General features: G+C 70.5%; 17 protein-coding genes, 3 pseudogenes and 1 riboswitch. Of the genes and pseudogenes, 10 read left to right on the plus strand and 10 right to left on the minus strand.

Features of this window, described 5'->3' with window-relative positions; genetic code table 11:
- Nucleotides 1-262 (plus strand): annotated as a pseudogene (locus DY245_RS26890) (RNA polymerase subunit sigma-70); the annotation flags it as partial.
- 22 nt (nucleotides 263-284) lie between these two features.
- On the opposite strand, the gene DY245_RS26895 reads toward DY245_RS26890, so the two are convergent.
- Both DY245_RS26895 and DY245_RS46800 read right to left on the minus strand, forming a co-directional pair.
- Nucleotides 285-629, minus strand: a complete 345-nt coding sequence (locus tag DY245_RS26895; RefSeq protein ID WP_128509809.1) for a VOC family protein — start codon at nucleotides 627-629, stop codon at nucleotides 285-287.
- A gap of 176 nt (nucleotides 630-805) precedes the next feature.
- Nucleotides 806-997, minus strand: coding sequence for a hypothetical protein (locus tag DY245_RS46800; RefSeq protein WP_244943284.1), 192 nt, complete (start codon nucleotides 995-997; stop codon nucleotides 806-808).
- Nucleotides 998-1,049: 52 nt separating this feature from the next.
- On the opposite strand from DY245_RS46800, the pseudogene DY245_RS46805 reads away from it, so the two are divergent.
- Nucleotides 1,050-1,388, plus strand: a pseudogene (locus DY245_RS46805) (TetR family transcriptional regulator C-terminal domain-containing protein); the annotation flags it as partial.
- Nucleotides 1,389-1,517: 129 nt separating this feature from the next.
- On the opposite strand, the gene DY245_RS26905 reads toward DY245_RS46805, so the two are convergent.
- Both DY245_RS26905 and DY245_RS26910 read right to left on the minus strand, forming a co-directional pair.
- A complete protein-coding gene (locus DY245_RS26905) occupies nucleotides 1,518-2,705 on the minus strand; it encodes an acyltransferase family protein (RefSeq protein ID WP_244943285.1) in 1,188 nt (395 codons plus the stop codon).
- Nucleotides 2,702-5,089, minus strand: a complete 2,388-nt coding sequence (locus DY245_RS26910) for a glycosyltransferase (protein ID WP_128509811.1) — start codon at nucleotides 5,087-5,089, stop codon at nucleotides 2,702-2,704. The genes DY245_RS26905 and DY245_RS26910 overlap by 4 nt, the downstream gene beginning before the upstream one ends.
- Before the next feature lie 671 nt (nucleotides 5,090-5,760).
- Here DY245_RS26910 and DY245_RS26915 point away from each other — a divergent pair.
- Complete coding sequence (locus DY245_RS26915) at nucleotides 5,761-6,486, plus strand: transcriptional regulator (RefSeq protein ID WP_244943286.1); 726 nt, start codon at nucleotides 5,761-5,763, stop codon at nucleotides 6,484-6,486.
- Between the two features lie 83 nt (nucleotides 6,487-6,569).
- Here DY245_RS26915 and DY245_RS26920 read toward each other — a convergent pair whose 3' ends face one another.
- A complete protein-coding gene (locus tag DY245_RS26920) occupies nucleotides 6,570-8,162 on the minus strand; it encodes a nucleobase:cation symporter-2 family protein (RefSeq protein WP_128509812.1) in 1,593 nt (530 codons plus the stop codon).
- A 388-nt stretch (nucleotides 8,163-8,550) separates the two neighbouring features.
- On the opposite strand from DY245_RS26920, the gene DY245_RS26925 reads away from it, so the two are divergent.
- Genes DY245_RS26925 through DY245_RS26935 form a run of 3 tightly spaced genes read left to right on the plus strand, consistent with a single transcriptional unit; the run spans nucleotide 8,551 to nucleotide 12,549 of the window.
- Nucleotides 8,551-10,893, plus strand: a complete 2,343-nt coding sequence (locus DY245_RS26925) for an ABC transporter ATP-binding protein/permease (protein ID WP_128509813.1) — start codon at nucleotides 8,551-8,553, stop codon at nucleotides 10,891-10,893.
- Between the two features lie 16 nt (nucleotides 10,894-10,909).
- A complete protein-coding gene (locus tag DY245_RS26930) occupies nucleotides 10,910-11,509 on the plus strand; it encodes a hypothetical protein (protein WP_244943287.1) in 600 nt (199 codons plus the stop codon).
- The gene (locus DY245_RS26935) at nucleotides 11,506-12,549 is read left to right on the plus strand and encodes a serine/threonine-protein kinase (protein ID WP_128509814.1); all 1,044 of its coding nucleotides are present in this window, start codon (nucleotides 11,506-11,508) and stop codon (nucleotides 12,547-12,549) included. Before DY245_RS26930 ends, DY245_RS26935 begins: the two co-directional genes overlap by 4 nt.
- 30 nt (nucleotides 12,550-12,579) lie before the next feature.
- Here the strand turns inward: DY245_RS26935 and DY245_RS26940 are convergent, their stop codons facing one another.
- Nucleotides 12,580-13,875 (minus strand): streptophobe family protein, encoded by a 1,296-nt coding sequence (locus DY245_RS26940; RefSeq protein WP_128509815.1) that lies wholly within the window; start codon nucleotides 13,873-13,875, stop codon nucleotides 12,580-12,582.
- Between the two features lie 466 nt (nucleotides 13,876-14,341).
- On the opposite strand from DY245_RS26940, the gene DY245_RS44690 reads away from it, so the two are divergent.
- The 3 genes and pseudogenes from DY245_RS44690 (at nucleotide 14,342) to DY245_RS26955 (ending at nucleotide 16,944) form a co-directional block, all read left to right on the plus strand.
- Entirely contained in the window at nucleotides 14,342-15,484 is a 1,143-nt protein-coding gene (locus DY245_RS44690) for a DUF6777 domain-containing protein (RefSeq protein WP_181923882.1), read from the plus strand.
- A gap of 225 nt (nucleotides 15,485-15,709) precedes the next feature.
- Nucleotides 15,710-15,925: pseudogene (locus DY245_RS46810) on the plus strand (hypothetical protein); the annotation flags it as partial.
- A 17-nt stretch (nucleotides 15,926-15,942) separates the two neighbouring features.
- Complete coding sequence (locus DY245_RS26955) at nucleotides 15,943-16,944, plus strand: L,D-transpeptidase (protein ID WP_244943288.1); 1,002 nt, start codon at nucleotides 15,943-15,945, stop codon at nucleotides 16,942-16,944.
- Nucleotides 16,945-16,959: 15 nt separating this feature from the next.
- Here the strand turns inward: DY245_RS26955 and DY245_RS26960 are convergent, their stop codons facing one another.
- The 4 genes from DY245_RS26960 to DY245_RS26975 form a co-directional block, all read right to left on the minus strand.
- Nucleotides 16,960-17,409 (minus strand): hypothetical protein, encoded by a 450-nt coding sequence (locus DY245_RS26960; protein WP_128509818.1) that lies wholly within the window; start codon nucleotides 17,407-17,409, stop codon nucleotides 16,960-16,962.
- Nucleotides 17,410-17,455: 46 nt separating this feature from the next.
- Nucleotides 17,456-17,881, minus strand: coding sequence for a cupredoxin domain-containing protein (locus DY245_RS26965; RefSeq protein ID WP_128509819.1), 426 nt, complete (start codon nucleotides 17,879-17,881; stop codon nucleotides 17,456-17,458).
- Nucleotide 17,882: 1 nt separating this feature from the next.
- Nucleotides 17,883-18,458, minus strand: coding sequence for a COG4315 family predicted lipoprotein (locus DY245_RS26970; RefSeq protein ID WP_128509820.1), 576 nt, complete (start codon nucleotides 18,456-18,458; stop codon nucleotides 17,883-17,885).
- A 162-nt stretch (nucleotides 18,459-18,620) separates the two neighbouring features.
- The gene (locus tag DY245_RS26975; protein ID WP_128509821.1) at nucleotides 18,621-19,676 is read right to left on the minus strand and encodes an aldo/keto reductase; all 1,056 of its coding nucleotides are present in this window, start codon (nucleotides 19,674-19,676) and stop codon (nucleotides 18,621-18,623) included.
- A gap of 124 nt (nucleotides 19,677-19,800) precedes the next feature.
- Nucleotides 19,801-19,988, plus strand: a riboswitch (cobalamin riboswitch).
- 172 nt (nucleotides 19,989-20,160) lie between these two features.
- Between DY245_RS26975 and metE the strand changes: the two genes are divergently transcribed.
- A complete protein-coding gene (gene metE, locus DY245_RS26980) occupies nucleotides 20,161-22,524 on the plus strand; it encodes a 5-methyltetrahydropteroyltriglutamate--homocysteine S-methyltransferase (protein WP_128509822.1) in 2,364 nt (787 codons plus the stop codon).
- The last annotated feature ends 92 nt before the right edge of the window (nucleotides 22,525-22,616 follow it).

Below are 22,616 nucleotides of genomic sequence, written 5' to 3' on the forward strand. Positions count from 1 at the left end.
GCTGCGCACCGACGCCGCGGCCGCGCTGGCGGGAGCGAGCGCGGCGCGCGGCGCGGCGGCGGTGGCCGAGACCTTCGCGGGGCGCGCCAAGGCCGCACAGCCGGCCCTCATCGATGGCTTTGCGGGCCTCGTCTGGGCCCCGGACGGCAAGCCCCGCGTCGTCTTCGGCTTCACGATCCGGCACGGCAAGGTCGTCGCGATCGAGCTGCTCGCCGACCCCGGGCGCATCGAGCGGCTCGATCTGGAGCTGCTCGACGGCTGAGGGGCCGGCGTGCCGGGTGCTCTTATGGCGCCTGGACGAGGCCGATGGGATTGCCGTCCGCGTCCTTCACGGAGGCGATCCGCTTGCCGCCACCGACGTCCTGGACCTCCTGGACCGTCTCCGCGCCCGCGTCCGTCAGCTGCTTGAGGCTGCGCTCGATGTCCTCGACGCGCCAGTAGCCGACCGGGCCGGTCAGGCCCTTGCGGTGACCGTTGGGGTCCAGGCCGAGATCCACTCCCCCGGCCCGGAATCCGACGTAATAGGGCTCGTCCATATACGGCTCCACGCCCAGCAGCTTGCTGAACAGGGCCTTGGCCGCCGCGAGGTCCTTCACGGGATAGGTGATGGTTTCCAGGCCTTCACTCATGGCGCACTCCTCGGTCGCTCGATGTCGTTCGGTGTCATTCGCTGCAATCGACGGAAGAGGTCCGTCATCGCTATGACACGCCGCGGCGGAGCGATGTGACAGAGGGACACACACAAGGCGCCGGATGCGTCACTTCCGTCGGCCGAGCGCCTTCGCCCGGGTGTGTGACCAGGCCGTCAGCAGTACGCCCATGGCGACGAGCGCGAGATGGGCGGCCCCCGGCGGCCGAGCGGCCGGTGGCCACCGGCGCCCACATGCGCAAGCGCCGGCAGATCGCCGAGGCCCTGTGGCGCATCGCCGACGAGCGGGGGCTGCATACGGCGAGCCTGCGGGAGGTCGCGGCCGGGGCCGGGGGGGTCGCTGCGCACCGTCCAGCACCACTTCGAGAGCAAGCACCAGCTCCTGGCCGCCGCGCTGCACATGCTCCATGAGGAGAACGAGCGGATCGCCCGCTCCCGTATCGCATACGACCCCGCGGATCCCCGGGCGCTGCTGCGCGCGGTCCTGGAGGAGCTTTTGCCGGTGGACGACCAACGAGCCACCGCGCTACGGGTGTTCGCCGCCTACTACGCCCGCAGCCTGACCGATCCCGCGCTCGCCGAGGTCTTTCTGAGCGGCGGCCAGCCCTTGGAGCGGCTGGTCGCGGACCTGATCGCCGCGGCGCAGGCCGGCGGGCGGACCGCCCCCGGTATCGACCCGTGGCGGGAGGCCGATCTGCTGGTCTCCGGCGCGGTGGGAATGGGCGGCGATGTGCTGGACCAGCGCCGCACGCTGAAGGATGTCCGGCGCACCCTCGACTACCACCTCGACAAGGTCTTCGCCGGAGACCGGGGCGCGCAGCCCCGATCTCCGGCGAAGGGTCCCGCAACCGGCGTCGAGGGACGCCGGTCAGCGGACGGCGGGTTCCGGATAGAACTCGCGCGGCCGTCCGCGGTTGTCCTTGAGGCGGCCGAGCAGACTTGCCGGGTATTCGATGATCCAGTAGCTGGCCGCCGCCGCGGGTATCGCGGCCAGGAACACGATCAGCAGGGCCAGCGGGAAGCCCGACTGGCCGGCGGGCAGCACACCGGCCTTGTGGAGCTGGAGCATCACCGGCTCGTGCCAGATGAACAGGCTGTAGCTGATCAGCCCGAGGGCGGTCAGCCAGCGGGCCGTCAACAGGCCGTGCCAGAAGGTCCGTTGACGGACATGGACCGTGCTGAAGATCAGTACGACCCACAGGACCGCGGCGAGCGGGTGGTAGAAGGTGAACGAGAAGTTCTCCGGCGCGGAGAGCAGGGAGAGCGCGAACAGCCCGGCCAGCGCGAGCGCGGCCAGCGGCAGCGCACTGCGCGAGCCGAGCCGGCCCCGGTCACCGAGGGCGGCCGTCAGCACGGCCAGCCCCATCCCGGCCGCGAAGCCGCCGAAGCGGGCCTGCGGACCGAAATACACCACCCAGTCGGTGTGCGGCACCCCGAACCCGTAGTGCGCCACGGCGATCCACGCGAGCGGCGCGGCGTACAGGAACAGACACCCCGCCGCGCACACCGCCACCCTGCTGCCGCGCCGCCGCAGCGGACGGCAGGCGCGTACCGCCAGCGGCCCCAGCGCCACCAGCACGAGGTAGAACAGCACCTCCAGCGAGAGGGACCAGGTCGGGCCCAGGGTGTAGAAGATCCGCTGCTGGTCGAAGACATGGGTGAAGGTGAGGTGCTCGACCAGGTCCCGCCAGTTGCCCGGCAGGCTCGGATTGCGGCTCGCCCAGACGACCAGGACCGCCAGGACGTACAGCGGCAGGATCCGGATCGCCCGCCGGAAGAGGAACTGCCGGGCCGGCCGGGTCGAGCGCCCGTCGATGGCGGCCCGTGCGTAGGACAGCGTCAGCAGATACGCGGACAGCACGAAGAACAGGTCGATGACCTCCAGGGAGAAGACCGCGCCCAGCACGGGGTTGTCGACGGGCGGGTGGCTGCCGTGCCCGTCGTAGCGGAAGTACTGCTGCCAGACGTGGTAGGCGACGGTGCTCAGCGCGGCGAGCCCGCGGAAGCCGTCGATGTCACTGGCCCGGCTGCGGGCCGGGGCGGCGTCGGTGCTCATCGGCGGGCCACCGCCTTCGTGGCGGCCCGGGGGGTGACCCGCCACTGCCGGTCCCCCAGCGCCTCCTTCAGATGGGCCTGTCGGGCCACCATGTTCTTGAAGTGGCTGTAGAAGAAGGTCGAGACGAAGAAGTACGACCAGAACCAGCGGCTGCGGGTGCGCAGTTCGGGGACCGCCAGCCGCCAGGCGAAGAGCGCCTGCACGGGACCTGCGGCCATGGTGAACAGCATCGCCAGCACGCACACCGGCACCGCCCAGTCGAGCCGTTGCAGACCGCCGGCCTTCCACGCCGAGTACAGCAGGATGGGCAGGATCTGCAGCGTCAGCCACGGCTGCACCTCCCGCCAGCCCAACAGGACGAGAAGGCCCAGCTTCTGACGGGCGGTGAAGACCGGGGAGCGCAGGCCCCGCCACAGGTGTTTGAGGGAGACCTGGAGCCAGCCCTGTGCCCAGCGGGAGCGCTGGTTCCACAGCGCCTTCAAGGTGGTGGGCGCCAGCTCGCGGGAGATGAGGGTGCGGTCGACGGCGAACCGGGCGCCCTCGCCCAGTGCGCGCAGCGTCGAGTCGATGTCCTCGGTCAGCATCGAACCGTGCATCCGGGTACGGGCGAGCAGGTCCGTGCGCCAGAAGCCGTTGGAGCCGCCGAACACCCCGAATCCGTACAGCCGGGTGCGGCCCGGGTGGCTGACCGCGTAGATCGCCTCGAACTCCACGGCCACCAGCTCGGCGACCCGGGAGCTCTCGCCGTTGCGTATCACGCAGTGGCCCTGGACGACGTCATGGCCGTTGGACAGCCAGTGCCAGGCGTCCTTGAAGGCGGTCGGGGCGGGGTGGTGGTCGGCGTCGAAGATGCCGACGAACTCGCCGCGGACGCGGGTGACCGCAGCGTTGACGTTCTGCGCCTTGGAGGTGGAGCCGGCGACCGGCAGCAGAACCAGCCGCGGGTCACGGGCCGCGATCTCGCGGAGGGTGTCCTCGACGGGCAGCGGGTGCGGCGTGTTGTACGCCAGCACGATCTCCAGCTCGTTGGGGTAGTCGAGGCGGAGGAACGACTCGACCGTTTCGACGATCGTCGCGGCCTCATTGGGCAGATAGGCGGCGATGACGGCGCTGGCCGGCGGATACGGCGCGCCGGGTGTCTTTGGCCGGGACGGGGCGTCGAGCGAGAACAGGCACTCCAGGACGATCAGCAGTGCGGACAGCACCAGTCCGGCCACCACCACCCAGTACATGGCGGAGCCCAAATCCCAGCCCAGCTGGTACGTCTGCTGGTAGAGCGCGAACGGCACGGCGACACCGAGCAGCAGCGCCAGGACCGGGGAGAGCGCCGAGAGGGCGGGGCGGATCAGCGCGCTGAGCGGGGGGCGCCGATGGCGGTGCGGTGCGCCGCGCATCCATGGCGCGTAGCGGACCGGGCGCAGATCCCGGTGCCGGAGCGCTTCTTGTACGGCGTCCCGGGCCCGGCCTGTGCCCTGGGTACCGTCCGCGCATTCGGCAAGCGGCAGCCAGCCGATCGCCGGGGTGAGGCGGACGTTCTCGTCGGCGACGATGAACCGGGTGCCGGCCACGGTCGCGGCGAACTTCTCCAGCCCGCGGCGGGCGGTCTCCTCGTCGACGCCGGGCAGCAGCATCAGCAGATGGCCGTCCTCGTCCCAGCCGAGCCGGTCGCAGAAGCTGCCCAGCCGCTCCGCCACGCCGGCCAGCCGCTCGGCGACCTCCCGTCGCACCCGCTGCCCGAGCCGGGCCTCCAGCGCGGCCATCTCGGCCACGCCGACCACGGCGAGCACACCGCCGTGCCGGGCGGCTTCGGGGCGTTGGAGTTCGCGGTCGAGTTCGTCCAGGAAGTGCGGCTGGGAGTACAGGCCGGTGCGCGGATCGCGCAGCAGGTTCTCCACCGGTACGGGGACCCGGCGGAGCTTGGCCTCGATACGGGCGGACAGCTCGACCGGATCGGAGGCTTCCGGTATGCAGTCGTCGGCCCCCTGGCGCAGCATGTCCACCACTCCGGCGGGCTCCGGGGAGGCGGTGACCATGAGCAGCGGCAGCGCCCGCCCGGCGGGGACGGTGCGGACCTCGCGGATGACATCGAGGCCGCTCTCACCGCCTTCACCGTGGTCGCCGTGTTCGTCGAGCGCGACGATGGCGTCCGGGTGTGCCTGCCCCATCCGCCGGTCGATCTCACCGGGCGGGGCATGGCTCACCGCGTGGCCGGTGGAGCGCAGGTTCCGGGTCAGTCGCTCCAGGCGCGGTCCCGGAGCGCCGACCACCAGCACATGCCCGCCGCTGCGGGAGTGGTCGGCGGGGTCGGTGTGGGCGGTGTCGTCCACGGTGTCGAGCAGGGCCGTGGGTGAGCCCTGGGAGTGTGAGTGGTGCGAAGTGAGCACCTGGGAATGTCCTTTCGTGCAAGGAGACATGCGAAAGCGGGTCCGGTCGCCGCGAGAACAGCGGCAGACCCCGGACCTTCAGCCGGCGTTCACGCCGGTGTCAGATGCATGACATGCAGAAACGCCGTGGCGCCCCGATCGCTCTTCGGGTCCGTCTCTCCGCGGTACGGACGAGGGCGCGCAAACACACGGCCGCTAAGGCAGGCTCCAAGCCTTGGAACGCGCGGGCGCGTTCCAGCACTGATCGCATATGAAGGGTCCCATCCTGATCGGATTGTGGGGGGAGGACCGGATGTCGGGTGTGCAGTCGCCCGGCCCCGCTCGGCGGGGCCGGTCGGCAACGCCAGCCTCGACGATCACTGTGACACCACACCTTCATCTGCGTAACGCTCTCATTACGTCCCGCCGTCCGAGCGATTTCCTGTACCGCTACCGCCCGGTAAGCACCCGGGCATCGGCTATACCCAGTAAGCGAGTTGAAGCATGAAATAGGACAGATAGTGCACATCTCCCGCGCGTATCCGCCTGACGGACCGACACCTTGGACTCGAAGGGGAACTGGAGATTCGTACCTATCGACCATCTGTTAATCTGCCCGCCCCTGGAGGTTCCTCCATCTCCCAGCCCCCCAAGCACCCCTCCATCGCCGGGTGCAGCGAGGTGTACCGAACGTGTACAGCACTCCCTTCTCACCCGCCGAGGCCAGATCCGCGCGGGCCCGGGTAGGCCTGAGCACGGCCCAGGTCGCCCAGTCCATGACCGCGTGCGGCGCGCCGGTCCGCCCTGAGCTGATCGAGGCCTGGGAGTACGGGTCCCAGGTGCCGACCGAGCCTCAGCTGTTCGTTCTGGCCGATGTCCTGTGGTGCCCGCCGACCGTGCTGATGGGCGTCGAGCCGCGGACGCTCGCCGAACACCGGATGGCCCGCCAGATGAGCGTGGAGCGGCTGGCGCAGCTGATCGGCATGGACCCGGCCATGTACTGGGCGGCCGAGTCGGCACAGCAGTGGAACGGTGACTACCGGCAGACCAAGGCGCTGGTGGAGGCTCTGGGGCTGTCGTTGCGGAAGCTGATCGGGGTGATGGGCCGGGACGACGAACTGGCCGGGCATCTGCGGTCGGCGATCGACGGGCGCTGGAAGACGCACGTCGGCCCGGTCGCCGGGATCACCACACTGAACAAGACCCGGGTGAGCGACGCACTGCGCACGATGCATGCGGAGTTCGCGGAGTTCTCCGAGCGCTACATGGGGCATGTGGTGGCGCGCAACGACGACTCCCGGCTCAAGGAGGTCGCGGCCGAGCGCTCGGCGTATCTGCGCAGGCTGGCCGACCACTTCTGGGAGCTGATCGGCGAGGCGGGCGAGGCGCCGCCGTTCAACACCGTGCCGACCCACTGACGGGACCGGCGGGGCCGGATGCGAAAGCGGGCGGGGAGGGACCTGGAAACGGTTCCCTCCCCGCCCGCGGCCCGTTGGCGGGCTCAGTGGGTGGGGGTCCCCCAGGGCGGGCCCTGCGGGTTGTGCGGGCCCTGCGGATGGTGCGGGGCCTGCGGATGCTGCGGACCCTGCGGGTCGTAGGCGCCCTGCGGACGGTGCGGGCCCTGCGGAGCGTACGGGTCCGCCGGCGCGTGCGTCCCGAGCGGCTCGTGCGCACCCATCGGCCGGTGAGCCTCCTCCGGCTCGTCGTTCTCGATCTCGTCCCAGTCGATCTCCATCGACGTACGGCGCGTGAAGACGTTGAAGAAGAGGTTCAGCAGGACGGCGGTCAAACTGCCCAGCGTGATACCGCTGTTGAGGACCGCCCGGACGTCCTCCGGCATCCGCTCGAAGAACGGCGCGATCGCGTTGGGCAGCAGCGCGGCGGCGAGGCTGACGGCCAGGATCAGGGCGTTGCGCTCCTCGCGCAGATCCGCCTTGCCCAGGATCTGGATGCCGACCGCGGCGACCATTCCGAACATCGCGATCGCGGCGCCACCGAGCACCGGGTGCGGAATCGCGGCCACCACACTGCCCGCCTTGGGCAGCAGCCCCATGACAATCATGAAGCCGCCGGCCGCGACCACCACGAACCGGCTCATCACCTTCGACATACGTACCAGGCCGATGTTTTCGGCAAAAGCCACGTAGGGGAAGGAGTTGAACACTCCACCGAGGACGGTGGCGACACCGTCGGCGCGCAGCGCGTTGGCGACGGTGGTGTTGTCGACCTTCTTACGGGTGATCTCCCCGATGGCGTAGACGTCTCCGGTGGTCTCCACCATCGTGATCAGCATGACGACGACCATGGCGATGATCGGGAACAGCTCGAACTTCGGCATTCCGTAGTGGAAGGGCGTGCTGACGCCGAACCAGTCGGCATTCTTGACCGCACCGAAGTCCGCATCGCCCAGGAACCAGGCGACCGCGGTACCGACGACCAGGCCGAGAAGTACGGCGAGGCTGCTCAGGTACGACTTCCCGAGCCGGACGACGGCCAGGATGAACAGCAGGGTGCCCAGTGCGTATCCGAGGTTCTTGGGATCGCCGTATTCGGGGTGCCCGATCAACTGCGCACCGCCGGCCGCGTCCTGGAGCCCCTGCGGGATCAGGGTGAGGCCGATGATGGTGAGGATCGTGCCGATGACGATCGGCGGGAAGTACTTCACCAGCTTGCTGAAGAAGGGCGCGAAGAGGAAGGTCGCTATGCCTGCGGTGATCACGGCGCCGTAGACGACGAGCAGCCCGGCGGTGCCACCGCCCGCGCCCAGGCCGATGGCGATCATCGGCGAGACCGCGGTGAAGGTGGCGCCCTGGACCAGCGGCAGCCTGGCGCCGATCTTCCAGACGCCGAGGGCCTGGATGATCGAGGCGATACCGCAGGTGAGCAGGTCCGCGTTGATCAGATAGACGAGCTCCTCGCGGGAGAGACCCAGGGCGTTCCCGAGGATGATCGGGACGATCACCGCTCCCGCGTAGAAGGCGAGGACGTGCTGGAAACCGTAGAGCGTGAGCTTGCCGACGGGGAGGACCTCGTCGACGGGGTGAGCCCTCTGGCCGGGGAACTGCTGAGGGTTTTGTCGGGAGACTCGTGCCATCTCTGCCTTGCCTTCACGAGGTAGGTGAATAAGAAGGGACCGGCACCGTCGTGTCCCGGATGACAGACGGGCCGGCTGGGTCTTACAAAGCCGACGTTTAGCGGTGTTGCCGATACCACGTAGCCCTGCGCTGCACTCTGCATCCTGGTTCGACAGGACTTCCTTCGATCAGCGCAACAAAGTCCGGCATTTTCCATGGAATTTGCAGAGGGGAGCTAATCGGAGCGCTCACCTTAGTTGACCTGTGTCGTTTCTCGCGAGTAACGCGTCGTGTTCGCTCGCATAAAGGGGATCATGCCCCGAAATACCGTTTTGAGTAGGGGTTTTGTGTGCCGCGGCGACGCTGGGTGAACAGGCGGGGCCCGGCCCGCCGCCGTAAAATTCTGGTATGGCTGAGTGGCCGGATGCGTCCACCGCGCCTGAGCTCGTCGTCGAGTCCGACGGCGGTACCCAGGTGATGAGCCCCGGCCGCGTCTATCACGTGGGGCGGGACCCCGAGAGCGAGCTGGTGCTGAGCGATGCCAGGGTTTCCTGGCATCACGCGGTACTGCGGGCCAAGGCCGGCCACTGGACGGTGGAGGACGAGGGCAGTACGAACGGCACCTTCGCCGACGGCCGGCGGGTACAGGAGTCCGGTGTCGGGCCGGGCAGCGTGATCCGGTTCGGCAACCCCGCCGACGGGCCGTGCGCGGTGCTCTCCCAAGTGCCCCGGCCGTCCCGGGTGGACCGGCCGTCCGGCGTCTCGCACCCCGCCGGCACCCGTACCTTCCGCCGGCCCAGTTCGGTACGGCCGCTGCCGGCCGCCCGCACCACCCGTATCGGCCGCGCGTCCGACAACGACCTGGTCGTCGACGACCTCTCGGTCTCCCGCCGGCACGCGGAGCTGCGCGCCGGCCCCGAGGGCTTCGAAATCGTCGACCTGGGCAGCCACAACGGCACCTATGTCAACGGCCGGCCGGTGGACCGCGCCCCGATGATCCCCGGCGACATCGTCGGCATCGGCCACTCCGCGTTCGCCCTGGTCGGCGACGAACTCCAGGAGTTCATCGATACCGGCGAGGTGTCGCTGGACGTACAGGACCTGGCCGTACGCGTCGACCACGGCAACAAGACGCTGCTGGACCGGGTGTCCTTCCCGGTGGGCGAGAAGTCGCTGCTCGCCGTGGTCGGACCGAGCGGCGCCGGCAAGTCGACGCTGCTCAACGCGCTGACCGGGCTGCGCCCCGCGGACGAGGGCTCGGTGCTCTACGACGGCCGTGACCTCTACCGCGACTACGCCGAGCTGCGGCAGCGCATCGGACTCGTACCGCAGGACGACATCCTGCATCTGCAGCTGACCGTGCGCCGGGCGCTCGGTTACGCGGCGGAGCTGCGCTTCCCCGAGGACACCGCGAAGGCCGAGCGGCAGGCGCGGGTCGACGAGGTGATTCATGAACTGGGCCTCGACCAGCGGGTGGACCAGCCGATCCACAGCCTCTCGGGCGGCCAGCGCAAGCGCGTGAGCGTGGCCCTGGAGCTGCTGACGAAGCCGTCGCTGCTCTTCCTCGACGAGCCGACCTCCGGTCTCGACCCGGGCATGGACCGCTCGGTCATGCATATGCTGCGCGGTCTGGCGGACGACGGCCGCACGGTCATCGTCGTCACCCACAGCGTGCTGAGCCTGGATGTCTGCGACCGGCTGCTGGTCCTGGCGCCGGGCGGGACGATCGCCTACTACGGGCCGCCGCAGGATGCGCTGCCGTACTTCGGGTTCACGCAGTGGCCGGAGGCGTTCGAGGCCTTCGAGAACGACAAGGGCCGGGACTGGGCGGGCGAGTACCGCGCCTCGCCGCTGCACCGGCGCTATATCGCCATGGACTCCCACCAGCCCCCGCACGCCCCGGAGCCGCCACAGGGTCCGGTGGCCGCGCCCAAGGCGCAGAGCTGGGGCGCGCAGCTGCACACACTGGTGCGGCGGTATGCGGCGGCGCTGACCGCCGACCGGACCTTCCTGGTCATCATGGTCGCGCTGCCGTTCGTGATGGGCGCGATGGCACATGCCCTGGCCGGCTCCAGCCTCACCGGGGACACCGCGCTCAACGCGCTGCTGATCCTGTGCGTCGGCGCGGTGCTGACGGGTGCCGCCAACGCGGTACGTGAGCTGGTCAAGGAACGGACGATCTATCAGCGGGAGAGAGCCGTCGGCCTGTCCCGCTCGGCGTATCTGATGTCCAAGGTGCTGGTGCTGGGGCTGATCACGATCGTCCAGGCCGTCGTGCTGACCATGGTGGGGCTGACCGGCGTCAAACTGAACGCACCGGGCGGCAAAGGTGTGTTGATGCCACCACTGATCGAAATCACCCTTGCCGTCGCGCTGTTGGCGTTCACCGCCATGATGCTCGGCCTGCTCGTGTCCGCGCTGGTGCGGAAGGAGGAGGTCACCATGCCGCTGCTGGTCCTCCTCGCGATCGTGCAGGTCGTGTTCTGCGGTGCGCTGCTCCAACTGCACGGCACGCCCGGCCTGGAGCAGCTGGCGTGGCTGGTGCCGTCCCGGTGGGGGCTCGGTGCCATGGCGGGCACCATCGACCTGCACCGGCTCGTACCGCAGGGGCTCACCTCCGACCCGCTGTTCCGGCACTCGCCGGGGATCTGGCTGCTCAACATGGGCATGATGGTCGTGCTTTCGCTGATCCTCGGATTCGTGGTCGCCAAGCTGCTGCGGCGGCACGAGCCCGAAATCATGCGCAAGTAGCACCGAGGAGCCGCCTGTGACCGCGCCCGAGTTCCTCCCCAGCCATGTCGTCCCACCGGAGGGTATGGCGACATGGTCGGCCCCGGACGCGACCCTGCCCAGCGCGCCGCTCGATCCGCTGCTGCCCGTCCAGGTCGTCGACCGCCGCGGTGACTGGGCGCTGGCGCTGTGCTCCAACGGCTGGTCGGCATGGGTCGACGGCCGGCTGCTGATGCCCGTACCGCGCGACCCGCCGGCCGCCGGTCAGCCCGCCGCCCGCACGGCGGACCCCCGGCCGCTGCTGGGCGCGGTGGAGGGCGAACTGGGCCGCTACCGGCAGCTGGTCGAGGAGCTGGCCGCCGGGCAGCTCGACGGCGAGTCCTTCACCCAGCGCACCCGCGGCACCCGGCTGGGGGTGGTCGTGGACGGCGACGCGGTCTGGCTGTACGACGCACGGCACGAGCGGTGGTGTTACTGCGACGGGGTGTCGTTGCAGACGTACGCGGTGGGTTCGGGGCCGTCGTCGACCGGCTCGGGAGAAGTGTGGCAGCCGGAGTCACCGCCGCCGCCCTCGCCGCTGCCGGACCCGGCGGCGCAGCCCGCGCCGGGCCCGCCCCCGCGGGGTGACCTCCAGTGAACGGCGCACGGGACGAGCCCGGCCGCAGCCGGGAGCGCTCCACCGCCCCCGACTCCTCCAAGCTGTGCGGACGCCGGATCGCCGAATATCTGCTGGAGGACGAGATCGGCCGGGGCGGGATGGCGGTGGTCTACCGGGCGGAAGATCTGCGGCTCGGCCGTACCGTGGCGCTGAAGCTGCTGGCACCCGAGCTCGCCCGTAACGACACCTTCCGCAAGCGCTTCGCCCACGAGTCACGGGTGGCCGCGGCGATCGACCATCCGCATATCGTGCCGGTCTTCGAGGCCGGTGAGACCGAGGGCGTGCTCTACATCGCGATGCGGTACGTCGAGGGGCGGGATCTGCGGGCGCTGCTCGACCGCGACGGCCCGCTGTCCCTGGAGACCGCCTGCCGGATCGCCCTCCAGGTGGCCTCCGCGCTGGACGCCGCGCATGCGCACGACCTTGTGCACCGGGACGTCAAACCGGGCAACATCCTGATCGCCGAGGGCACCGACAGCGACCGCCCCGAGCATGCCTATTTGACGGACTTCGGGCTGACGAAGAAGTCGCTGTCGCTGACCGGATTCACCAGTCGCGGCCAGTTCGTCGGCACGCTGGACTATGTGGCGCCCGAGCAGATCTCGGGCCGCCCGGTGGACGGCCGGTGCGATGTCTACAGCCTGGCCTGCGTCCTCTTCGAGATGCTGTCCGGGGCGCCGCCGTTCCGGCGCGATGACGACATGGCGCTGCTGTGGGCGCATCAGTACGATCCGCCGCCGGCCCTGACCCGGCTGCGGCCCGATCTGCCGCCGGCCGTCGACACGGTGCTCGCCCGGTCCCTGGCCAAAGCGCCCGAAGACCGCTACGAGACCTGCCGGGGCTTTGTGACGGCGCTGCGCGCGGCCGGGCGGACCTCGACCCCCGGGGCGGCGGCGCCCGCCGCCCAGGCGCAGATGCATCCCCCGACGCAGGTGGACGCCCATGTGGACCAGAGCGGCCGGGCTCCCCCGCCGCCGCCACGCTGGGCGGCTCCGATGTTTCCGGGGCGCGGGGAGTAGCACCGGCCTACGGGACTTTGAAGACAGGCCCTACGGCTCTGGTACCTCGCCCCGGTGCTGTACGCCGCGCGCCAGGAGGCTGCCGAGGAAGCCGGTGACCAGGCCCCATGCGGCGCCCACGCCCACCAGCCGGAGGAGTTGCGGTTGCAGGGAGACCTCGCCGCCCAGGTTGCCGCCGAGGTCACCGACGCCGATCAGCGACATCCCGTAGCGGGCGGAGATCCCGGTGAGCAGTCCGACGACCAGCAGGGTGAGCGCCAGCGCCACGGCCATCTCCAGGGCGTGCCGCCAGGCCGGCAGGCGGGCCGGGGAGCGGACCGCCGCGGTGAAGGCGGCGGCGAGCAGCACCACGGCCGCCAGCGGCACCAGCAGCCAGACCCGGCCGTCGTGTTCGGCGATCGAGCCGAGGTCGAGGGTCCGCTGTCCGTGGGTGCGCAGCACCTGGTCCAGGACGTGCGGCATCGGCAGTCCGATGGCTTTGTCGACATGGCCCACCCAGCCGCCGCCGGTGCCGATGCCCAGCGCCATCCAGACCAGGTTCGGCAGCCCGAGGAAGATCACCGCGAGGGTCTCGGCCGGGCGCCCTTTGACGATCAGCTCGACGATGCCGACGACCAGCCCGATCGCCACGTAGGTGAGCAGCGTCAGCAGCATCGCGAAGGCGGGCGGCCGTACCGAGTCCTGGAAGTGCAGCAGCCGCGAGGAGAGCGGCGCCCGGCGCGCGATGATGAAGGTCAGCGCGAGCACCGCCAGCACCCACAGCAGCCCGAGGCCGAGCGTCGCCGGCACATCGGCGCGGAAGCCGACGGTGGGTGTGGTGCCCAGTTCGGCGCCGAGTTCATCGGCGAGGTCGTTGCCGACCGAGATCGTGAAGCTGTGCCGGGCGGCGAACGTGAGGAGCAGCAGGAGCACCAGCCAGCACACCGCCGTCCGGGCGATCCGGCCGAGCAGCTCCCGGGTGCCGGCCACCGCCCGGTGACGCAGCGGCAGCAGGAAAACGGCGGCGGTCACCAGGGCGCCGGCGAGCGTGACCGACAGCGGTACGACATCGACGGCCACATCGGCCTGCGCGAGGGCCCCGACGTCGCCGGACAGGCCGACCGAGCCGCCCGCGGCGATGAGGACGGCGGCCGCGACGACCGAGGGGAAGGCCCCGCCGGGCAGGTCCGCCGCACCGGCCGCCCACAGCCCGAGTGTGGCGACCACGATCATGGTGACGATGCCCGCCACGGCCGTACCGAGCGCTTCCGCCCAGGCCCGTACGGCGGGAGGTACGCCTGGGGCATGTACCGGGCCCGGAGGACCGGTGGACGCGGGGCCTGGCATCTGTTTTCTCCTAGCGGGGCGGGTCGCAGGGGAACGGTCGATATGTCACGAATGCCCGCACCACCGTAAGCACGTCGCATGTCGCCCCGCTTGCGGACAGTGCCGGACCGCGGCACACAATGTTCTAAGACATAGACAAATAGGGCGAATCTCGTATCTCCGGATGGCTCATCGCGCGCCCGAGGAGGGACTAGTGACATCTCCACGACCGCCGGACAGCCACCCGACCGGGCCTCCGACAGGCCCGCTCTCCGGTCCCCCGTCCGGCCGCCCCTCGTACGAGCCCACACAGGGGGGCGCCAGGCCGTGGCGACGGCAGCCGAAACCCTCCCGACCGGGACCGCCCGGGCCGCCCAGTGGGCCCGGAGGGCGGGGCGGTGGCGGAGGCGGTGGAGCCGGGGACGGCGGGCCCTGGTGGCAGTCCGCATGGCGGGTCGCGATCATCGCGGGCGCCATCGTCGTGGCCGTGCTCCTGACCGTCGTCCTCACCCGGCCGAACGGCGCCGCCACCGCCGAGGTGTTCGCCGAACCGACCGGCTCGACCGGCGAGCACCCGTTCACCCAGTCGACGGCGAACGAGTCCACCCCGTCCCCGTCCGCCACGCCCCGAAAGTCCGGCGGCACGAGGAGCGCATTCCATGGCTCGGAGGCCGGTCTCTACGGCGGTTCCCAGAAAACCGCGAGCTGTGACGTCGACAAGCAGATCAGTTACCTGAAGAGCGAGCCTGTCAAGAACCGGGCGTTCGCCGGCGTCCTGGGCAAAGCACCGGAGGCGGTCCCGTCCTATCTGAAGACGCTGACGCCCGTACGGCTGAGCTACGACACCCGGGTCACCAACCACGGCTTCAAGGACGGCAGGTCCTACGAATACCAGTCGGTGCTGCAGGCCGGCACCGCGGTGATGGTCGACCCGCAGGGACTGCCACGGGTGCGCTGCAAGTGCGGAAACCCCCTGACGGAGCCTAAGGAATTCCAGAAGGGAACGCGTACACGCGGCCAGACGTGGCCGGGGTACCAGCCCTCCAACTCGATCGCCGTCCTGCCCGCGCCGGCCAAGGTGAAGGAGTTCACCCTGCGCAACCCGCAGACGGGCGCGTGGTTCAAACGCCCCGAGGGCCCCAAGGGCTCCGAGAAGGACACCCCGACGGCCCCGCCCGCCCAGACCCCCAGCGGGCCGGCGTCGTCCCAGCCCCCGCCCTACAGAGACACACCCCCGCCCGATGTGAGCTCCGGCAAGCCCTCCGGCACCTCGTCCTCAGGGACGGACACCTCCAGCGCGTCCGGTACGAGCTCCACCGGGCCCTCCGGCAGCTCGTCCTCGAAGACGGGCACGTCCGGCACGACCAACACCGGGTCTCCGTCGGAAACCACCGGAGGGTCCAGCAAAACCGGCGGGTCGACCGAACCGCCCGGCTCCACCACCGGTGGGTCCAAGGCCACCACCGGAGGGTCCAAGACCACCGGCGGGTCGACGCCGGGCGGCGGCGAGAAATCTGGCGGCGGGTCACAGAGCGGCGGGTCGCCCGGTAGCGGCGGGTCACCTGGTGGCGGGTCACCCGGCGGCGGTGAGAAGACCCCGGGCAGCAGCGAGACGGCCCCGGCCACCTGATACGCGGTCCGTACGAGCACGGAACGGGCAGCAACCGGAGGGCCACGCACCGCTTTTCCGTGGCGCCGATATCGAACTGTTTCCTAATTATCCGGTGTGCCGGACAACCACCTGAGCAGACACACCCTCTGCATATGCGGCGGGTGCATTGGCAGTCTTTGACGGTTACGCCCTCACTGGGCCTGGCCCCGCCACTGTCAGTTGTTCTGCTTTGGAGGGACCCTCGTGCACGCCGCACCCCGTCGTCACCCCGCACGGTTCATACCCGCCCTGGTAGGGGCGGCCGGACTGCTGACCGCATGCGGGGCAGGCGCCACATCGTCGAACGCGGACCAGCCCGCGGCCAAGGTGACCGTCACCCCGGCCGCCAACAGCAAATCGGTCAAACTCGGCTCGGCGATATCCGTGCGGGCCGACGGCGGAAAGCTCACCTCGGTCGAGNCGGCTCGGCGATATCCGTGCGGGCCGACGGCGGAAAGCTCACCTCGGTCGAGGTCAAGGACGACAAGGGCGGCAAGGTCACCGGGCGGCTCGCCGGTGACGGCACGTCATGGACGTCGGACGGCAAGGTCAGGCCGCAGACCACCTACACCGTGCGGACCAAGGCGAAGTCGACGCAGGGCAAGGAATCCTCCAGCACTTCGGAGTTCACCACGGAGCAGGCCGACAAGGTCAACAAGCTCACGAATACCCCGGGCGGCGGGCAGACCGTCGGCACCGGAATGCCGATATCGATCCTCTTCGACCACCCGATAGCCAAGGACCGGCGCGCGGAAATCGAGAAGGCGCTGAAGGTCACCACCCAGCCGAAGGTCACCGGCGCCTGGGGCTGGGTCAAGGATTACTCCGGCAAGGACCGGATCGACTGGCGCCCCAAGGACTACTGGCCCACCGGCACCAAGGTCTCCGTGAACGGCGCGCTGTCCGGGATCAACTCCGGCACCGAGGGCGGCTGGTTCGCCCGGGACTACAACTTCGGCTTCAGCATCGGCGCCGACCACAAGGCCGTCATCGATGTGCCCTCGCACACCCTGACGATGTATGAGAACGGCAAGAACGTCGGCACCATCACCGGCTCCGCGGGCTCCCCGCAGGACCCGACCCGCGGCGGTGTGCACACCGTACGCAGCAAGAACGCGGCCGAGACGATGGACTCCGCCACCATCGGTCATGGCAGCGAGTGGATGCTGGACTCGAAGTGGGTCACCCACCTGACGGCGTCCGGGACGTTTTTGCACTCCGCCCCGTGGAACAAGTCGATCGGTGTGGTCAACAACAGCCACGGCTGCTTCGGCATGACCACCTCGGACGCCAAGAAGGCCTACGACTTCCTGACGATCGGCTCCACGGTCGAGGTGAAGAACACCAGCAACCCCAACAAGACCGATGTGGGCAACGGCCTGGAGGTCTGGCAGGAGAGCTGGCCGCAGTGGCAGCAGCGCAGCGCGCTGCACAGCTAAGCGGGTGGCGGATGCTCATCGGCGTCGTCTGCGAGGCTCCCGGCGGCGGGTGAGCAGCAGGAAGACGGTGGCCAGGATGGCGACGGCCTGGGCGAGGACGGTGAGTTTCTTGTCGCCGGTCAAGGTCGGTTCGTACATGTTCGGCACCGGTCCCAGCCGGCCGACGTCCACGTAGGTGTAGAGCAGCAGCAGCGCGAGTCCGCCCGTCGCCACGAGCCAGGCGAAGGTGTCGGCCGCCGGCCGGCGCCAGACCAGGACGAGCAGGGCGGCGAGCGCGGCCAGCGCGGCCTCGACGCGGAAGAGCATGCCCTGGCTGAGGGTCGCCGTGACCTCGTCGTACTGGCCGGCGAGATGAGCGTGGACATAGGCGTCCACGGCCAGGCCGGCCGCCGCCAGCAGCCGTGCGACGCCGCGGGCGACCCGGCCGGCCCGCCCGTGCGCCGGTACGGAGTTCTCTGGTGGCACGGCTTCTCCAAGCGCCGCGGCGGGCAGCGGTATGCGGGCGTACGGGTCAGCGGACGGTGAGCGAGCCCTTCATGTACGGGTGGATCGTGCAGATGTAGCGGTAACGGCCGGGCTGGGCGGGGGCGGTGAAGGTGACGGTCCTGCCCGGCCCGATGCTGCCGCTGCGGAAGGCCTTGGGGCCGGTGGCCGTCACGTCGTGTGTCACGGAGTCCTGGTTGACCACGGTGACCCTGGCGCCGGGCCGGACGGTCAGGGCGGCCGGCTTGAACGTGAAGTCCTTGATGGTGATGCGCGCACCGGCGGGTGAAGCGGCGCCGGGGCCCGCGGTGGTGGGGGTGTGGGAGCGCGAGGGGGCGGTTCCTCCGTTGCCGCCCGAGCAGCCGGTCAGCGCCGCCAGGAAGACGGCCGAGACGGCCACGGCGAGGCGCACGGGGCCGGGGCCGCGGGGGCGGTGGCGAGGCGGACGGGGCATGTCAGTAGCCACCGCCGGTACTGGGAGTGCTGCTCGGTGTGGCGCTCCGCGGGGCCTTCACGATCTTGTTGCCGTTGATGTCGAGGACGAACCACTTGCCGCCGGAATCGTCGATGCCCTGGCCGTGGGTGTCCCCCGGCTTCTTGTCGTCGTCGAAGTAGTAGAGGGGGTGGTGGTTGTAGGTGACTTCCTTGGTGCCGTCGTCGCGGGTGGTGGTGCCCAGCAGGTCGCTGCGCACCCCGCCGGCGGCCTTCGGCGCGTGGGTCACCAGCATCGGCGGCCACTCCTTCGCACACCCGCCGTAACAGGTCGACCTGCTGGTCCTGTCCGCCTCGAAGAGGTAGAGCGTCCGGCCCCGACCGTCCACCAGGATCGTGCCGAGGGGACCGGAGCGGGCCGTGACCGTCCACGCCGCGGCGGACGGGGACGCCGACGGCGCGGCACTCGTGCGGGTGGGGGTGGGGGTCGGCGGCTTCGACGGCGCGGAGCCGCCACCGTTGTCCGAGCAGCCGCCGACCGCCGTGGTGATCACGGCGACCGTGGCCGCGGCGACGAGCGTTGCGGCGGTCTTCCTCATCGGCGTACGTCTCCTTCGGTCCGGCCGTCCACCCGCCCCCTACGGAACGGAACGGCACCAGCGCCGTCCCTGGCGGGCCGCCCACCTCACTAGACCGCAGGCGCCGCCACCCGGCCATCCGGGCGGCGGCGTTCGGCGTACACGGCGCCGGCCGTCCGCGGGTCAGCGGATCTCGTTCGCCGTACGGCGGTAGGTGGAGCGCCGGTCCTCGATGTCGGCCCAGCGGTCGCCGTAGACGTTCTCGGTGACGCCCGGCTCGCGCAGGAAGTCGTGCGGGAAACCCAGCTCCACCGCGCTGGAGCGGTCGAGCCGCGCGAGCGCGTCGGCGTCCAGCTCGACATCGACGGCGGCGAGGTTGTCGACGAGCTGGCTCTCCTTGGTGGCGCCGATGATCGGGATGATGTTGCCGGGCCGGCTCCGCAGCCAGGCCAGCGCCACCTGCGCCGGGCTCCAGCCGCCCTGTTCGGCGATCTCCAGGACCGCGGTGACGGTCTCCTCCTCGTTGTGGTCCCGGGTGTTCCCGTCGACCCTGTCCAGCCGGCCCGGCTCGCCGCGGCGGTACTTGCCGGTGAGCTTGCCGGCCGCGAGCGGGGCCCAGGCCAGCACCGCGAGGTCGAAGGCGCGGGCCTGCGGGAGCAGTTCGCGCTCCGGCGTCCGCTCCAGCAGGTTGTAGCGCAGCTGCGAGCCCGCGAACGCGGTCTGGCCGCGCAGCTCGGCGAGGGTGTTGGCCTGCGCGATCTCCCAGGCCGGCCAGTCGGAGACACCGAGGTAGAGCACCTTGCCGGAGCGCACCAGGTCGTCGAGCGCCCGCATGACCTCCTCGACCGGGGTGAAGTTGTCCCGGGCGTGCACCCACAGCACATCGAGGTGGTCGGTGCGCAGCCGCGCAAGGCTCGCCTCCACCGACCGGACCAGATTCTTGCGGTGGTTGCCCGCCGCGTTCACATCGCCCTTGCGGGTCGCGCAGGTGTACTTGCTGGCCAGGACGAAGCTGTCCCGGCGGCCTTCGAGCAGCTCCCCCAGGATCCGCTCCGAGGCGCCGTCGGTGTAGTTGTTGGCGGTGTCGATGAAGTTGCCGCCCGCGTCCGCGTAGACGTCCAGGATCCGGGCGCTGGTGTCCCTGGCGGCGCCCCAGCCCCATTCATCGCCGATGGTCATGGCACCCAGGCTCAGCTCACTCACCCGCAGGCCGGTCTTGCCGAACAGTGTGTAGCGCAAGGCGTTCCCTTCGTTTCCTTCGCTCAGCTCGTGCACTGACGCTAGGAGCTGGAGCACTCTCCAACGCAAGACGTGCCGTCGCGGGTGACCACGTCACAGGTGAGGGCCTAGGCTGGCCGGTGCAACTGGTTCGCCCTGCCATCCGGGTAGGCGCGTCGTAAGAGGGAACCCGGTGGAAATCCGGGACTGCCCCGCAGCGGTGAGTGGGAACGACCGCCGTCATACGCACTGGATCCGGCCGGGTCCGGGAAGCGACGGCCAGTAGGTGTCCGCCCTTGGCGGATGTGCCCGCGAGTCCGAAGACCTGCCAGTGCCCCCGCGCGACCGGTGCGCGGGGCGATCTCGGTGACCTCGAGGGCGGGTCGGCGGACACATCAGGCGGCACGGGCGGCGAGAGCGCACCGTGTTCCGCCCGGTTTGCCGTCCTTCGCGTCCTTGACCCGTCCCGAGGTCACATGGAGACACGCTCGCGAAGGAGAGTTCCGTGACCAGCACATCCGCAGCCGCGGCCGTACGGGCCACCGTGCACGGCTACCCCCGGCAGGGGCAGCACCGCGAACTGAAGAAGGCCATCGAGGGCTACTGGAAGGGCCGCGTCAGCGCCGATGCCCTCCGGAGCACCGCCGCCGAACTGCGCCGCGGCAATTGGCGGCAGCTCGCCGAGGCCGGTATCACCGAGGTGCCGACCGGCGACTTCTCGTATTACGACCATGTCCTGGACACCAGCGTGATGGTCGGCGCGATCCCGGCCCGGCACCGTGCCGCGGTCGCCGCCGACCATTCCCCAAGCTCTCGGCTTCGCTCGAGCAGGGGATGCCCCATTGACGGCTACTTCGCGATGGCCCGCGGCACGCAGGAGGTGGCGCCGCTGGAGATGACCAAGTGGTTCGACACCAACTACCACTATCTCGTACCGGAGTTGGGGACGGACACGGTCTTTGCCGCGGACTCCGCCAAGCAGGTCGGCGAGCTGACGGAGGCGCAGGAGCTCGGTCTGGCCGCGCGGCCGGTGCTGGTCGGGCCGGTCAGCTACCTCCTGCTGGCCAAGCCCGCGCCCGGCGTCGCGGCCGGCTTCGATCCGCTGACGCTGCTCGACCGGCTGCTGCCCGTCTACGCCGAGGTGCTCGCTGATCTGCGGGCGGCCGGCGCCGACTGGGCGCAGCTGGACGAGCCGGCGCTGGTGCAGGACCGCTCCCCCGCCGTGCTGAACGCCGCGGCCCGCGCCTACCGTGACCTCGGTGGGCTCACCGACCGCCCGCGGCTGCTGATCGCCTCGTACTTCGACCGTCTGGGCGAGGCGCTGCCGGTGCTGGCCAAGGCGCCGGTCGACGGACTGGCGCTGGACTTCACCGGTGCCGCGGCCGCCAACCTCGGGGATCTCGCGGCGGTCGGCGGGCTGCCCGGAAAGCGGCTGGTCGCCGGTGTCGTCAACGGCCGCAATGTGTGGATCAACAACTTCGAGCGGTCGCTGGCCACCCTGGGCACGCTGCTCGGCCTCGCCGACCGGGTCGATGTGTCGTCGTCCTGCTCGCTGCTGCATGTCCCGCTGGACGCCACCGCCGAGCGCGAGATCGACCCGCAGGTCGCCCGCTGGCTGTCCTTCGCCCGGCAGAAGACCACGGAGATCGTCACACTGGCGCGCGGGCTGGCGCAGGGGACCGACAGCATCGCGGCCGAACTCACCGCCAATCGCGCCGACTTGGCGTCCCGCGCCGAATCCGCGCTGACCCATGACCCGGCGGTACGTGCCCGTGCCGCGGCCGTCACCGACGCCGACGGCCGCCGCTCCCGGCCGTACGCCGAGCGGTCCGTCGCCCAGCGCGCGCATCTGGGGCTGCCGCTGCTGCCGACCACCACCATCGGCTCCTTCCCGCAGACGGCCGAACTGCGGACCGCCCGCGCCGATCTGCGGGCCGGGCGGATCGGCACCGCGGCGTACGAGGAGCGGATCTCGGCCGAGATCCGCGAGGTCCTCGCCTTCCAGGAGAAGGCCGGTATCGATGTGCTGGTGCACGGTGAGCCGGAGCGCAACGACATGGTCCAGTACTTCGCCGAGCAGCTGACCGGCTATCTCGCCACCCAGCACGGCTGGGTGCAGTCCTACGGCACCCGCTACGTCCGGCCGCCGATCCTGGCCGGGGACATCTCCCGTCCCGAGCCGATGACGGTGCGCTGGACCCGCTACGCCCAGTCGCTCACCGACCGGCCGGTCAAGGGCATGCTCACCGGCCCGGTCACCATGCTCGCCTGGTCCTTCGTCCGCGACGACCAGCCGCTCGGCGACACCGCCCGCCAGGTGGCGCTCGCCCTGCGCGACGAGGTGAACGACCTTGAGAACGCGGGGAGTTCGGTGATCCAGGTCGATGAGCCGGCGCTGCGCGAGACGCTGCCGCTGCGCGCCGACGGCCATGCGGAGTATCTGGCCTGGGCCACCGAGGCGTTCCGCCTCACCACCGGCGGGGTGCGTCCGGACACCCAGATCCACACCCATATGTGCTACGCGGAGTTCGGCGACATCCTCCGGGCCATCGACGATCTCGATGCCGATGTGATCAGCCTGGAGGCGGCCCGCTCCCATATGCAGGTCGCCGGGGAGCTCGCCACCGCCGGCTATCCGCGCGAGGTGGGGCCGGGGGTCTATGACATCCACTCCCCGCGCGTACCGAGCGTTGACGAGGCAACGGCCTTGCTGCGCAAGGGACTTGACGCCATCCCCGCCGAGCGGCTGTGGGTCAACCCCGACTGCGGTCTGAAGACCCGCGGCTGGCCCGAGGTGCGGGCCGCCCTGGAGAACCTGGTCGCCGCCGCCCGCGAGATCCGCGGCGGCCTGCCGGGCGCGGATTCCTGAGGTGACGGGGCCGGTACCCGACGCGCGGGTACCGGCCCCGGCCCTTTTGTCTACCGGAGCCGCGAGTGGTGGCGGCTGTAGACGTACACGGC

Source organism: Streptomyces inhibens, from assembly GCF_003389455.1.
Taxonomy (GTDB): domain Bacteria; phylum Actinomycetota; class Actinomycetes; order Streptomycetales; family Streptomycetaceae; genus Streptomyces; species Streptomyces inhibens.

What these genes read in the sequence shown, in the direction of transcription:
- DY245_RS26940 (WP_128509815.1), bottom strand. Translation starts at nt 13,875, where the DNA reads ATGCCAGGCCCCGCGTCCACCGGTCCTCCGGGCCCGGTACATGCCCCA.
- DY245_RS26965 (WP_128509819.1), bottom strand. Translation starts at nt 17,881, where the DNA reads ATGCCCCGTCCGCCTCGCCACCGCCCCCGCGGCCCCGGCCCCGTGCGC.
- DY245_RS26895 (WP_128509809.1), bottom strand. Translation starts at nt 629, where the DNA reads ATGAGTGAAGGCCTGGAAACCATCACCTATCCCGTGAAGGACCTCGCG.
- DY245_RS26970 (WP_128509820.1), bottom strand. Translation starts at nt 18,458, where the DNA reads ATGAGGAAGACCGCCGCAACGCTCGTCGCCGCGGCCACGGTCGCCGTG.
- DY245_RS26925 (WP_128509813.1), top strand. Translation starts at nt 8,551, where the DNA reads ATGGCTGAGTGGCCGGATGCGTCCACCGCGCCTGAGCTCGTCGTCGAG.
- DY245_RS26905 (WP_244943285.1), bottom strand. Translation starts at nt 2,705, where the DNA reads ATGAGCACCGACGCCGCCCCGGCCCGCAGCCGGGCCAGTGACATCGAC.
- DY245_RS26920 (WP_128509812.1), bottom strand. Translation starts at nt 8,162, where the DNA reads ATGGCACGAGTCTCCCGACAAAACCCTCAGCAGTTCCCCGGCCAGAGG.